This window comes from Thalassoroseus sp. (genome assembly GCF_984380535.1).
The window spans coordinates 224,312-237,341 of the sequence record NZ_CFHRBF010000001.1; the positions used below are offsets into that span (position 1 = coordinate 224,312).

At 54.6% G+C, this 13,030-nt stretch carries 12 protein-coding genes; 1 reads left to right on the forward strand and 11 read right to left on the reverse strand.

The annotated features are described in order from the left end of the window. Positions 1-14: 14 nt before the first annotated feature. The 10 genes from AC5DDB_RS00800 to AC5DDB_RS00845 form a co-directional block, all read right to left on the reverse strand. Positions 15-1,139, reverse strand: coding sequence for a glycosyltransferase family 4 protein (locus AC5DDB_RS00800; protein WP_491737760.1), 1,125 nt, complete (start codon positions 1,137-1,139; stop codon positions 15-17). Positions 1,140-1,149: 10 nt separating this feature from the next. Beyond that, positions 1,150-1,833 (reverse strand): hypothetical protein, encoded by a 684-nt coding sequence (locus AC5DDB_RS00805; RefSeq protein WP_491737761.1) that lies wholly within the window; start codon positions 1,831-1,833, stop codon positions 1,150-1,152. 62 nt (positions 1,834-1,895) lie between these two features. Continuing rightward, positions 1,896-2,939, reverse strand: a complete 1,044-nt coding sequence (gene floA / locus AC5DDB_RS00810) for a flotillin-like protein FloA (RefSeq protein WP_491737762.1) — start codon at positions 2,937-2,939, stop codon at positions 1,896-1,898. Positions 2,940-2,996: 57 nt separating this feature from the next. Beyond that, positions 2,997-3,650 carry an NfeD family protein gene (locus tag AC5DDB_RS00815; protein WP_491737763.1) on the reverse strand — a complete coding sequence of 218 codons (654 nt, stop codon included), beginning with the start codon at positions 3,648-3,650 and terminating at the stop codon, positions 2,997-2,999. Further along, on the reverse strand, positions 3,650-4,237 hold the full coding sequence (locus tag AC5DDB_RS00820) for an NfeD family protein (protein ID WP_491737764.1): 588 nt from the start codon (positions 4,235-4,237) through the stop codon (positions 3,650-3,652). Before AC5DDB_RS00820 ends, AC5DDB_RS00815 begins: the two co-directional genes overlap by 1 nt. Before the next feature lie 66 nt (positions 4,238-4,303). After that, positions 4,304-5,686: an argininosuccinate lyase gene (gene argH / locus AC5DDB_RS00825; protein ID WP_491737765.1), complete on the reverse strand. Its 1,383-nt coding sequence runs from the start codon at positions 5,684-5,686 to the stop codon at positions 4,304-4,306. Between the two features lie 98 nt (positions 5,687-5,784). Then, positions 5,785-7,245, reverse strand: coding sequence for a leucine-rich repeat domain-containing protein (locus AC5DDB_RS00830; protein ID WP_491737766.1), 1,461 nt, complete (start codon positions 7,243-7,245; stop codon positions 5,785-5,787). A 129-nt stretch (positions 7,246-7,374) separates the two neighbouring features. Further along, positions 7,375-7,818 (reverse strand): DUF423 domain-containing protein, encoded by a 444-nt coding sequence (locus AC5DDB_RS00835; protein WP_491737767.1) that lies wholly within the window; start codon positions 7,816-7,818, stop codon positions 7,375-7,377. A 36-nt stretch (positions 7,819-7,854) separates the two neighbouring features. Beyond that, entirely contained in the window at positions 7,855-8,439 is a 585-nt protein-coding gene (locus tag AC5DDB_RS00840; protein ID WP_491737768.1) for a DJ-1/PfpI family protein, read from the reverse strand. A 38-nt stretch (positions 8,440-8,477) separates the two neighbouring features. Beyond that, positions 8,478-9,221, reverse strand: coding sequence for a sugar phosphate isomerase/epimerase family protein (locus AC5DDB_RS00845; protein WP_491737769.1), 744 nt, complete (start codon positions 9,219-9,221; stop codon positions 8,478-8,480). A gap of 319 nt (positions 9,222-9,540) precedes the next feature. On the opposite strand from AC5DDB_RS00845, the gene AC5DDB_RS00850 reads away from it, so the two are divergent. Beyond that, positions 9,541-10,065, forward strand: a complete 525-nt coding sequence (locus tag AC5DDB_RS00850) for a hypothetical protein (protein WP_491737770.1) — start codon at positions 9,541-9,543, stop codon at positions 10,063-10,065. 90 nt (positions 10,066-10,155) lie between these two features. On the opposite strand, the gene AC5DDB_RS00855 is transcribed toward AC5DDB_RS00850, so the two are convergent. After that, entirely contained in the window at positions 10,156-12,981 is a 2,826-nt protein-coding gene (locus tag AC5DDB_RS00855) for a HEAT repeat domain-containing protein (protein WP_491737771.1), read from the reverse strand. Positions 12,982-13,030: the final 49 nt, after the last annotated feature.

Consider the following 13,030-nt stretch of genomic DNA (forward strand, 5'->3'; position numbering starts at 1 on the left):
GTCAAACAGTTGACTTAACCGACTGCGACAGCGGCTTCGGCCGGTTCGACGACCGTCGGCTTCCCGAGCATTCGACGGTACACGGCCACGGTCTCTCGAACCATTTTGTCGACGTTGAACTCATCATGAACGAGTTCTTGTCCCGCGGCTCCGAGACGACGAGCTTCTTCAGGGTTCTCTAAAAGTTCCAAAATCCGTTCTGCCAACCGTGCACTGTCGGACGGCGGAACGACCAGGCCGGTTTCTTCGTCGCGGATCACGCTATAGACACCACCCACACCCGTGGCGATGACCGGTTTTCCCAACGCCATCGCCTCAAGCATAATCGTTCCGAGCCCTTGCTTGAGAGACGGTAGACAAAAAATGTCCATGGCGCGAATGCTTGTCTTGTAGTCGTGAAGCTTGGGCACGAACGTCACGGAGTTTGTCAGATCCAGCACACGGACTAACCGCCGAAGATTCGCCTCCTCAGGCCCGGCACCTGCGACAAGAAAGATTACATCATCACGGACTTGATGAATTGCGTGGGCGGCCCCCAAAAAGAACGGCAACCCTTTGACCGTTTCCAAGGGGCATGCGGTACCAACAACCGGTGTCTTGGTAGGCGAAAGCACGGGAATGCGATCGACCACTGCGGGTGTTTCCACCCCGGTGTGAACGATACTCGTCATATCTTCACGAATGCCAGTCCGCTGTCGAAGTTCGGACCGAACCGAGCGACTCACGCAGATAATGTGGCGTTGGGCGGATCGGTCGAAATGCAAACGTTCGCGATTTTCGAGGTATCCATGTAGCGTGAAGACAATTGGCACATCCAAATGTCGTGCAAGCCAATTGCCAGTTGATAACATCGGTCGCGACTGGATGTGAATTAAGTGGGGTTTGAACTCCTTCAGTTGCTTCAATACGGCGCCCCGAACGACGTTCCTCCACAGCGGTGTCTGCAAATGCGGGAAGACTCGCAGCGGTAGTCGCTCCCGAAGTTCCGACTCGATGACTTCGGCATCTGGGGTGACAATCTCGGCCGAGACATTATGCGTGCCGAGGTTCTGAGCCAAACGGAGCGTGTAGGCGGACGATCCACGAACTTCAAAACGGTCGGCAAGGAGCACGACCCGGATCACAGAGTCATTCGCCATGCTCATTTTCCTACCGCAGTGATTTCGGTTTTGCGAGAATCTCGTTCAACACGATCGCTCGCCGAACTTGCTCGGGATCACGAAAAATCTCGGTCCACGCATTTCCAATCGCCTGGGCACCATAAACTGCTTGCAATTCGCGAGCGCTCTCTTCGGCCCGCTTGGCGGAACGCTGAGCCTCAGTGAGCGGCACAACTTTGCCGTCTGGACCAAGCGCAATCACTTCTTCGGCTTTGGCTAAATTGCTTTCCAAGTGTGGCAACTCGGTCGCACCCACCTTAGGACGCAGACGTGCTTTCTTTCGGGTGGCCTTTTCTGTTTCGCGTGCAGCCAGTCTCCGTTTTTCCTCCAACTGACTGCGAAGCGACTCGTGATGCGGTTCCTCCTCTGGAACCAGTTCGGCGACTAGTTCCGGTTCCGGGGGTTGCCGGCGGGTATCACGTTTGCTGCGAACGTCCTGCAGAAAGACCTCGATTTCGTTCTGGATGCGTTCGTCAGTCCGTTCACGTCGAGGCGTTCGCTGTTGGCCGCGTTGCTGCTGCGGTCGCGACCGCTCCCGTGTTTGCTCGTTCTTCTGCTTCTGGCTGTTCGCTAAGTTCACGATCCAACTAATCAGAGTGAACACCACCACGAGCAGATAGATCACCGCTTCACCAGCGGCCGCGAAAATTGGGTCGGCTAGTAAATTCGTCATCAATCGACAACTTTCGTGATCGCGGTCTGAAGCATTTCGGACGATTTCCGATCTTGCGTGACTTAGTCTCGCCGGGAGGAACTTGACTCTTCGCCCGTACCGGCAATCGCAGATCGCATCTTCGTATCGGCCTGCACATTCTTCAGTTCATAATAATCCATCAAGCCTAACCGACGTTGCTGAAATGCCTCAGCAGTCGCTTTTGGAACTTCGGCTTCGGCCAGAACGACTTGAGCCCGATTTGCCTGCACACTGGCCACCATTTCCTGTTCGCGGGCCATGGCATCGGCACGACGTTGCTCGGCTTTCGCCTGTGCGACTCGCATGTCTGCTTCCGCTTGATCCGCTGATAGTTTCGCACCGATATTCTCGCCGACATCGATGTCGGCAATGTCAATCGAAACAATTTCGTAGGCGGTATGTGCTTCCAAGCCTTGGTTCAATACGATTCGGGAGATGTTATCCGGGTTCTCTAGCACCGTGGTGTAGGAGTTCGTGGAACCGATTGCCTGCACAATCCCTTGGCCGACACGAGCAATGATCGTCTCTTCCGTCGCTCCACCGACGAGTTGCTTGATGTTGGTTCGCACGGTCACACGGGCGCGGGCTTTCAATTGGATCCCATCGCCGGCCACTGCGTCGAGTGTGCCAGCTTTCTTGCGTGGATCGGGGCAGTCGATTACTTTCGGATACACACTCGTCCGAACCGCTTCAAGCAGATCACGACCGGCGAGATCAATTGCCTGAGCTGATTGCCAGTCGAGATCGATCTTCGCCTTGTGAGCAGCGATCAAAGCCCGAATCACATTCGGCACGTTTCCACCAGCCAAATAATGGGCTTCTAATGCTCTCGTGCTAATTCGTTTTTCATTCATGACGCCCGATTGCACTGCCATAATCTTGGCCCGCACAATCACAGAGGCGTTCACTTTTCGGAATGACATCATTACCAAATCGGCAAAAGTGATCGAGGCTCGTGTCATTTTGGCTTGAATCCACAGGCTAAAGTAGCGAGCAAAAACAGCCAGGAACACCACGACGCCCAGCAGCACGAAACAGGCGACGACGACGATCGGAGTGCTTAAATCTTGAAAGTTCTCAAACACGGTGTAGCCTCATAGCAGGGCGTAAAATTTCCGCTGGAGTTTCGTCAGTAACGACATTTAGTCTGGGATATCGAAGTCAAGCGAGTGCTCGGGCGGCTGACGTTCCGCGAGTTGATTGTTCAACCTGTCCGATACACCAAGCTCTGTTCCGTTATTGTCTGGAGAATCGTCCAACGTTGATTCCGTTGTCCGAGCCTCTATTTCTTCGGGAAGTTGTTGCCGAACCATCACTCGATGCCCTTGAACGGCGATGACGAGCACCGGTTCACCGGGATCGATCATGCCCCCTTGAGCAACCGCATGGTAACGCTCGCCATCGACAGCCACCAGTCCACCGGGTGCCATCAAGGTTACCGCTTCACCCACTTGGCCGATAAGTCTCATGCGTTTGTCGGCGTCGGCGGCGTAAGGATCGACTTCATCTTGGCTCGGCCCCTCTAACAATACATGATTGCCCAACCGAGTTCTCGACAACACCCAGAAGGTTCCGACAACCGTCACGGGTATCAAGACCAATGTCGAACCGCAGAAAATCCAAAAGGCATCGCGATTACTCGCCCACCACACGCGATGAGCATACACCACAGATGCAACGAAGCTCAGGATCGAAAGGATCGCGATGAAGCCGCCGGACGGAATGAAAATTTCCGCGACGATCAACGCCAAGCCCACGGCGAAGAGAACAAAAATAATCAGCGTCTGATAGTCCATTACACCATTCTGTTACGAGTTTCATCCACGACGGCAGGCGGCAATGCGTTCGATGTTGGCGGCAAGCCCTTTGTGTTGGGTTCGGCTTCTCGCATCAAACGCACCAACAGTCGATGACCACGAATATCAATCACTTCGATGGTCTCACCGCGTTCAATGACTGCCCCCTCGGTTTCTGCATGCTCGCGTTTCCCATCCAACAGCACCAACCCGCCTGGGTTCATGTCCGTCAAGGTTTTCCCACGACGACCAATATATTGTAGGCGTTCATCACCTTGCGGGGCAAATGGAGCGGTTTCTGCGTCATCGGGTTCGGCGAGTAAACTCTCCCCCAAGGAAGATTGGGGAAAGACGAAAATTCCAATAGCCCCGACTGCGACAACGACGCCCAAAGAAATGACCGGATAGGCCCACCACGCGACATCGTTTGGTAGCCAACTCGATCGCAGCATGAACACAATCCCGCCAATCGCTGCGACTCCCGAGAGAATCAACAACGAACCGTCGGAGCCAAAGACCAACTCCAGCAGCACGAAAACGGCGGCCAGCGCGAACAATGCCAAAGCGGTCAGGGTCGTGGAGTCCATACTCCATATTTTACCGCTCGTCACGCGACGAACAAGCCGAGCCCATATTTTAGGAGTGACAATCGCCTACGAAGACGCTTCGGCGAGTCGCTGTTTCCAACGCTGCGTTTGCTCCGCTACGGCATTGCGACCACCGGAACCATAGCTCTGAAGTGCCGCCACCGCGTTCTCTGGACCGAGAACATCGAACACGGTTTCATCCACTCGATCCGAGGCCGCTTGAAACTCAGCCAAAGATAGATCGCGTAACCGACACCCACGTTGTTCGCACTCAGCCACTAATCGCCCGACGATCCCATGCCCCGATCGCATTGGTACTCCGCGTTTGATCAAGTATTCCATCAACGCGGTTGCATCGAGAAATCCTTCGTCCAAACGTGCTTGAATTCGATCGGTTTGAAGTTCTGCTCCGGCAATGATATCGGGCACGAGTTCCAAGCAAGCGGCGATGGTGTCGTAGGCATCGAACAATGCAAGTTTGTCTTCTTGCAAATCGCGGTTGTAGGCCATCGGCAGATTCTTAACCAACAGCAGCAATTGGGATACGCCCGCCATCACCCGAGCCGCCTTCCCGCGGATCAACTCCAGCACATCCGGATTCCGTTTCTGCGGCATAATGGACGAACCGGTTGTGTACGCATCGGGCAACTTGAGAAAACCAAATTCCGTACTAAACCACAAGATCCACTCTTCCGCCCAACCACTGAGATGGGTGGCGATAAGTGCCAGCGTCGACACGAATTCGATTTGATAATCTCGATCGCTTGAGACGTCCAGACTGTTCGCCGCAACGTCGGTGAATCCGAGTAACTCTGCCGAGTAATGTCGATCGATCGGCAAACTTGTACCCGCAAGTGCCGCACATCCTAACGGGCTAACATTCACACGGCTTTTGCAATCAGCAAGCCGATCCCGATCGCGTTGAAACTTCTCGCAATAGGCCAACCAATAATGACCAGCCATGACGGGCATCGCGCGTTGGAGATGCGTGTAACCGGGCAGAATCACATCGACATCGCGATCCGTTCGATCCACAAGGGCACACTGCACATCTTGCAGTAGACGATCGATATGTTCGATCGCCTCCCGTGTGAACAGCTTCATGTCGGTGGCAACTTGATCGTTCCGACTCCGCCCCGTGTGCAATTTCCGACCGACGTCGCCCAACTTCTCGATCAACGCCGACTCAATGTGCATATGCACGTCTTCCAGCGAGGGCGTTAACTCGAGTTCGCCCGCTTCGATCCGCTTGAGAATCGCATCTAATTCATGAACGATCTGGTCACGTTCCTGCTCGGTCAACAATCCGACTTTCGCCAGCATCGTCGCATGAGCCTGTGAACCGCGAACGTCGTGTCGCGCTAACCGGACGTCAAAACTAATGGACTCGGTGAACGACTCCACACGCGGGTCGGTTTCCTGGGCGAAGCGTCCGCTCCAGAGTTTCATAGGGCACACTCTTGAATGTAGGGCGCGTCAAAACACGCGAATTCGACGCACGAACCTCGTCGAGCCGGGCTGCAGCGAGACAGTCAGATAGTCAGCGACTACCGAGCTTGGTCGAGGAATTTGAGATTCGGATGATCTTTCTGGAATGCTTCAATCGCAGCGTCTGAGACCCCGGCGAACGTGAGCACAACTTCCTTCAAGTTCGGAAACTCGGCCAGTGTTGCAAGCACATCGTCAGAGAGTTGCGTCTTGGCCAAGTTCAAATGTTCGAGGTTTTTCAGTGCTGTCAAATTCTTCACACCGTCGTTGGTGATTTGCGTCGCTTCCAAACTCAGCTTTCGCAGATTCCCCAAGGTCGCGAGCGACTTGGTTGCTTCGTCGGTGATCGTCGTTTGCCAAAGATCAAGGTTTCGCAGCGACTTTAGCGGCTCCAAATTTTTGATTCCGGCGTCTCCAACTGTCGTGACTTCACTCAGATCCAGAACTTCCAGTTTCTTCATCCCCAGCAAGTGCTTCATGGCTTCATCATCTGGCAGCGTCTGACGCAGGTTGAGGTGTCGCATTTCGGTTAAATCTTTGAGGTGCGCCAGACCTTCGCCCGTAACGAAGTCATTCCACAATTCGAGCCGTTGGAGTGTTTTGACGTCCTTCAACGCCGCCAATCCGGCGTCATCAATTTGTGTGGAACCGAGATACAAAACCTTAAGCTTCGGCAATTCGGCAAGTTTCGGCATGATGTCGTTGCCGAAGTACTGCTTGTTGAGGTTCAACTCCGCCAGATTTTCGAGTTTCGTCAGGTCGTCAATTGCCGCTTCGGTGATTTGCGTTTGTTCCAACTTCAGATTCGTGATCTGCTTCATCTCACTGAGATGTGTAATGCCGACGTCATCAATGTTCGTATAACGTAGATCGAGGTCCTTGACGGAGGGCAGCTTTTTGAGATGCTTCATGCCGTCGCCGGTGACGTTGGTTCGACGCAGGTAAAGCGCTTTCAGGCCTTTCATGCCTTCGATGTCGGCAAGCGTTGCCAACCCTTCGTCGCCGATGGTTGTGTCGCTCAAGTCGAGAACGACCAACCGGCTCAGCGGTGCCAAGCGAGACATACTGGCGTCGTCATAGTTCGGCCCGGAGAGATAAAGCCGTTCAATCCGCGGCAATGCCGCGAGCAATACCAGGTCGTTCTTGGTCGCGAAACTGTTACTGAAATCAACCCGTGTGACCGTTCCGTCTTGCTCGACGACTTTCCCGCCGAACGACTCGATCGCCGCAACGACACCTTTCTGAGCTTCTTCGATCTGCTGCTGGGCTGCATCTTTGGCAGCTTTTACGTTCTTGTCGAAATTGTCTCGGATTTTGTCTTTCTCGTCTTGGAGTGTATCCGCCTTCTGACGCACGTACTCCAATTCTTTCTCGAGCTCGTCTTTCGCAGTTTGGACTTGCTTGAGTTCGAGTTGTGTTTTTTCGAGATCGGCAGCGAGTTGAGCCGATTCGTCGGATTGACATCCCCAAGAGCAGCTAATCAGTGCCGTGAGCAGGCACGCAAACACAACGCGATACATGGATTAACCTTCAATCAACGAGCGAACAAGTCGGAGTGATTCCCCAGAAGTGCAGGGTAATCACTGGGTTTGACGAAGGCAACAAACCGCGCGATGAGTTTTCGTAGAGTGTCGACCGACAGAGTTCGCTTACGGCCCGTCTGGTGATTTCGCGAGCGTCGCAAAAAACAATGCAGCCCAACCGACAAGAAATGCAACTCCGCCGATCGGAGTAATGGCTCCCCAGGGCACGCCGAGCCAACGTGGACCGGCCACCACCAGCAAATACAAGCTGCCGCTAAATAGAACGATGCCGACCAAAAAGCTCCAAGCTGCCACCTGGAAACCGGAAGAGACTCGCGTGGCACTCAACAGACCAACGAACAACAAAGCCAATGCATGCACCATTTGATAATGAGCAGCCGTTTTGAAGTCGCCTAGGTATTTTTCAGCAGCGGGGATATCCCGTCCAAGCACGGTTCGCGTTTGACCTTCGTACTTGCGTTGCAACATGCCGTCTAAACCATGTGCCGCAAATGCGCCGGTCACAACCGCCAACCCTGCCAACAGTGCCCCAAGAGCCGACCACGTCATCGATGTCAACCTTCTATCGCTGCAGGCAGAGCGTGATCAGATCTCGATTTTCGCGCCCAGTACATTCAGAAAATCTCGCAGCCAACTCGGATGGGCGGGCCATGCAGGTGCGGTGACTAAGTTGCCGTCGACATGCGAAGCATCAATTGCCACTTCCACGAATTTACCGCCGCCGTTGGTCACTTCCGGACGACATGCCGGATAGGCGGAGCAACTCCGATCTTTCACGACACCCGCTGCCGCGAGAACTTGCACACCATGACAAACCGCCGCAATCGGCTTTTCGGCTGTGGCGAACTCTCGAACAATTTCGAGAACCCGCTCGTTGAGCCGAATGTATTCCGGTGCCCGCCCGCCGGGAATCAGTAATCCAACATAGTCATCTGTTTTCACGTCTGCGAAAGTCGCATTGAGCGTGAAATTGTGACCGGGTTTCTCGGTGTAAGTTTGATCGCCTTCGAAATCGTGAATGGCGGTGCGGACGATCTCGCCTGCTGATTTATCGGGGCAGACGACATCCACTTGATACCCACAGGTTTGAAGGGTCTGCACGGGCACCATCAACTCATAGTCTTCGACGAAATCACCCGCGAGGACCAAAATCCGCTTCACGTCGGCCATCGATTGTCCTGTTCGAAGTCAATTAGAAGAGTCTGGACTTAAAGAAGTGTTTCGAGCAACCGCCGCATTTTCCGCATTTCCAGCAGGCGATCGGAACCGTCCAGCAGTTCCGGCAGCAATTCGACAGACAACGCGACCGAGTACGGTTGCCGTTCGAGTTGCGAAACTAAGCGGTTGTAGTCGACTTCTCCCAGACCGATCTGTACCTGCACTTGTTCCGGAGAGGTGTCTCGCAGATGAGTGTGATACACATACGGAAACACCTGATCGTAAGTCTGATTCCGACTCGGGCCGCAGATGTAATAACTCGGGTCGAGCGTAATCCCCAAGCCCTTCGCTGCCTGACATAGTTCGACAGCGGTATGCGGATCCTCAGTAAGATGCCCGGTTTTGGTTTTGATCGACAATCGCACGGAATCGCGGTTGGTAATCGCGACGAATTCCCGCAGCCGATCGACCTCCATGTTGAATGGCGTCCCCATTTCCGAGGACGGCACCGTAATTTGCGTCACCCGCATTTGTTTGGCGAGTCGCGAAAGTGCCGTCAGCGTTTCCGGCGAAATGTCTTCCTCGAGACAGAATGCAATCGGCGTGAGTCGGGTTTGCTCCCGGAATTTGGAAAGAAACCCGTCTGGATCAGCCGCGACGTCTTCGGGTCGCAAATGGTCGCCTTGCGAACTCATCCAGATCTCGACTTTATCGTAGTCCAGATCGGTTAACTGTACACAGGCTTCCTCAAAGGTTTTATCGCGGAAGCAGTGGGTCGAAGCGGCGACAAACACTCGGTCTACTCCTGGACCGTCGTCCTAAGCATAGTTCTGACAATAATTTAAAGCCGCCAACCGTGACGGTGTTCGCAATGATGAATGGTGTTAATCTATAGCGATTACGCGGATTCTGCAAGTGCGACGGCTCAATCCCGTTATTCCAAGCGGGCGTTTCGCAACGATTCTCCATGTTTTGCGGTTGATTGTCCGATATACAAGCAGGGGGACGAGGATTCTCGTCCACGAATTCCGAGCGGTCTCGGGAATTCACTCCACATCGGGTGAGTTTCTGTTCCGACCCGTCACAGGATCGGCTGCAAAAGGGGGATAGAGAATGCGACGAATGATTGGCATGCTGGCGGTCGCCGTGACGGTCGCGGTGGTTGTCGGTGAATCGACAGCCCAGGCCCAAGGATACGGTGGCAGTCCACAATACGGTGGATATCAATATGGCGGCAGCCCACAATACGGTGGCGGCCAGCAGTATTGCCCACCGGGAGCAAACCCATACTCAATGGGCGCTTATGGCCAAACGGGAGTCCCCGCTGGCATGAGCCAATATGGCCCGGGAATGTATGGTGAAGCCCCTCTGGGTACCGGCCAACTTCCACCCGGCGTCCGTGGGACGTCGTACCCGGAATATGCTGCGACGTGGAAAGGCCGATACGTCCAACCGACGAATCCACAAGCTCCGGCTGGCACGTTTCCGACCCATAAATACAAATTCGAGTATCACGCCCCGAAGAATCTCGTGTATCCACGTGCCGGACAACCGGCCGGTGTGACGGTCTATCCGTATTACACCACGCGGGGACCGACAGACTTCTTCATGGACGACGAAAACGCGCTTAATCGCTAAGCCAATACCGGCTTAGGGAAGACAAACATGAAAGACCGCCCGACGAGTGATTCGTCGTGGCGGTCTTTCTGCATTTCGCGGGGGTGAAACTTACTTAGATGCGGTCGTCCATGTCGCAAGCCGTTCTAACAAATCGACATCATAATGGTCGAGAACGCCGTGAATGGTCGTAACGAGTTGTCCCGGCAGTTGCGGTTGAGTCAGCGTTTCTGTCCAACTCGGCAGCGTCTTACGGAACTTATGAAGCTCACACAATTCCGGCTCGAGGGCAGCGGCATGAAGGGCCGCAATGCGTGTCTGTCCGGTCGCGACGACTTCAACCTTCGCGTCACCTGACAGGCCGGCTCCGACCACCCGTAGAGATTGCAGCACATCTTCGGTCTGCTGCCCGACGAATGCATCACCCAATAGGTAGGCGAGAAAGAATGCCTTCCAATCACCGTACAGTTTCTGAGCGGATTTCGTCTGGAGTTCGCCGATCCCACGCACATCCACCAACCACACGTCGGCACCGTCTTTCACGAGTTGTTGCACCTCGTCAGTTCTGGCCGCGACCGCCTTTCCTGCATCACTGAGGTACAGCACGCGACGACCATTCGGCTTGGACGACAGTAACCGTAGAACTGGCAGTTCTACCCCATCACCGATGTCGATTGTCAGTCGGCGGAATTCCATGTTCCCGCTGCTTCCCAGACCAAGAGTCCTAAGCTGAGGCATCGGCAATTCAGATACCGGTCGTACGCCTGCAACTCGGCGAATCATTTTTCGAGCGGCATTGTCTGGGGAGTCTCGCATGATCTCACGTGACTGACGTGCCTGACTCGCCCGGTCTGCGTTGAAATCGAAAACCGTTCGCTCGCCGTCCAGTAACAAGACTTGTCCTTTTGGCGTGCAATAGAGTTTCTCGACGGGCCAAACATTGAAGCCCGGGTCAGCCACGTCTTCATCGACATCCGATAACCACCGCTTCATCCATCGCACAATCGTTTCCCGACCGGTCTGCGTGATTCCATGTTGGCCAGCGGATTCGACGAGATTGACTCGTTCCGGGCTTCCCAACATGGCGTAGAACCGCTTTGCCTGACGGAAGGTATCCCATGAACCTTCGATGTCGAAGTAGTCGTTGGTGGTACTGCAGATCAATGTGGGTTTTGGAGCCCGCATCAGGACGTAATCGGTCTGCTCCATTCCGAAATTGATTTGACCGAAGATGTTTTGCTCGGCGTCTTGCGGCCCGAGAGTTTCAATGAGCCGCTCCATGGTTGTGATATAACACGCCGGAGCGGCGCACAGAATCCGATCGTCCAACGCCATCAGATAGCTTGTGAGTGTGCCGCCACCAGAGCAACCGGTGCAGCCAAGTCGTTCGGCGTTAATGTCGTCCCGACTTGCCAAGTAATCCAGCGCCCGTATGCCGTCCCAGATGCGATATTGGGCGGTATTGGTGCCGGTCAAAATCGCACCCACGCCAGTGAGAAAGTGTTCGGTGACCGACGACAAATCTTCGGGGTGTCCGTGTTCATCAGCGACTTGCGATCGTTCCCCCTGACCGATGGGGTCGTAACACATCGCAGCCATTCCGTTCTTGGCAAGCAGAATGCCAAGCCGTTGGTTGTATTCCGCAGCTTTACCGGTCTTCGAATGCCCGCACGCGATCAATACGGCCGGTAATGGAGATTTCCCGGACTTGGGCAAATACACGACTGCCGTCACATGATGGTTCGGTCGACTCTCGAATAGAACTTTTTCGACGCGGATGTCATCGTTACCGATTTCCGCACCATCGATTGTGCCTGTGATTTTTGCGTTCAGCGGCGTTCGTTTTGGGAACCCGCCGAGTTGGTTCACGAAAAACTCGCGTCGTGCGTGTTGCCAAGTCTCGCAGTCTTCTGGAGTCTTCAATGCCTCGAACGCCTCTCGACGTTTCGCGAACGCATGTTTTGCACTTTGCACGGATGCTTCATAGACCGATTCCCGTGCATTCGGCAGCACGGCGAAACTTGCGGAGTCAGTCGGTTCCTGCGTGAGCACTAGCAGTGTTTGTGCAGCTCGCACCCGCACGTCGAGGACCTCATCATCGAGCATCGATTTCAATTCTTGCTCGGCTTCGGTGTGGCGACCGTCACCGGCGAATGTCGCGGCATACGTGCGGACGGCGGCATCTTCGGAACCCAAGTTTCTGATTAGGGCGACTCGTCCGAATCGTCCCCCCAGAACCGCTGCCGAGTGCTCGAAGTAACATCGGCTAAGTTCGTCCGGCATTGCTTCGTATGCCCCATGAAGTCGTTCGATGTCCGAGGAATCGCCGACTCGTCCGATAATCCAAGCCGCCGTGCGGGCCAATTCTGGGTCCTTGTGATTCACCATCTTTCGGATATGCATCAAGGCGGACGCGTCTCCGAATTTCGCCAACGCAGCGGCGGCCATGAGCTTTAATCGTTGATCATCGTCCTGATCGAACCGTTTTCGCATGGCAACTCCATCACCGAGTTCGCCAACCTTGTAGAGACTTTCCGCGGCATGCGTGTGCCCGAAAGAATCCTCCCCAGCGAGAATATCGAGCAGGATTTTCACATGCTCCCGCTGACCGGCCCGTACAAGTTCCCGTGCCAGGCCACACCATTGTTGATCATCGAATGGGCCGTCGAGCAGGGGTTCGAGAAAGGCGATGACTTCCTTGCCGTGTCCACCGAGGGTGAGCGCCTCTGCCGCGTGAATGGACGGCCAAAACTCCGACGACCGCAGTCCGGCCCGCAAGACACTGAGACACTTGGCTCGGGTGGCATCGTCCAAAGAAATGACGTCGTCAGCGATCACCGGTCGCGTCACGGTCAGGACGAGGAGAATGATGCAACTGACGATGTATCCGATGCCGGTTCGAATATCGACTAGGCTACTTCGAGCGATGTTCTTCACAGACGTTTCCTTCTCAAAACCGATGTTTGGTGCCCGTCAATGGCGGATA

What these genes read in the sequence shown, in the direction of transcription:
- AC5DDB_RS00835 (WP_491737767.1), bottom strand. Translation starts at nt 7,818, where the DNA reads ATGACGTGGTCGGCTCTTGGGGCACTGTTGGCAGGGTTGGCGGTTGTG.
- AC5DDB_RS00800 (WP_491737760.1), bottom strand. Translation starts at nt 1,139, where the DNA reads ATGGCGAATGACTCTGTGATCCGGGTCGTGCTCCTTGCCGACCGTTTT.
- AC5DDB_RS00840 (WP_491737768.1), bottom strand. Translation starts at nt 8,439, where the DNA reads ATGGCCGACGTGAAGCGGATTTTGGTCCTCGCGGGTGATTTCGTCGAA.
- AC5DDB_RS00850 (WP_491737770.1), top strand. Translation starts at nt 9,541, where the DNA reads ATGCGACGAATGATTGGCATGCTGGCGGTCGCCGTGACGGTCGCGGTG.
- argH (WP_491737765.1), bottom strand. Translation starts at nt 5,686, where the DNA reads ATGAAACTCTGGAGCGGACGCTTCGCCCAGGAAACCGACCCGCGTGTG.
- AC5DDB_RS00805 (WP_491737761.1), bottom strand. Translation starts at nt 1,833, where the DNA reads ATGACGAATTTACTAGCCGACCCAATTTTCGCGGCCGCTGGTGAAGCG.
- AC5DDB_RS00815 (WP_491737763.1), bottom strand. Translation starts at nt 3,650, where the DNA reads ATGGACTATCAGACGCTGATTATTTTTGTTCTCTTCGCCGTGGGCTTG.
- AC5DDB_RS00830 (WP_491737766.1), bottom strand. Translation starts at nt 7,245, where the DNA reads ATGTATCGCGTTGTGTTTGCGTGCCTGCTCACGGCACTGATTAGCTGC.
- AC5DDB_RS00820 (WP_491737764.1), bottom strand. Translation starts at nt 4,237, where the DNA reads ATGGACTCCACGACCCTGACCGCTTTGGCATTGTTCGCGCTGGCCGCC.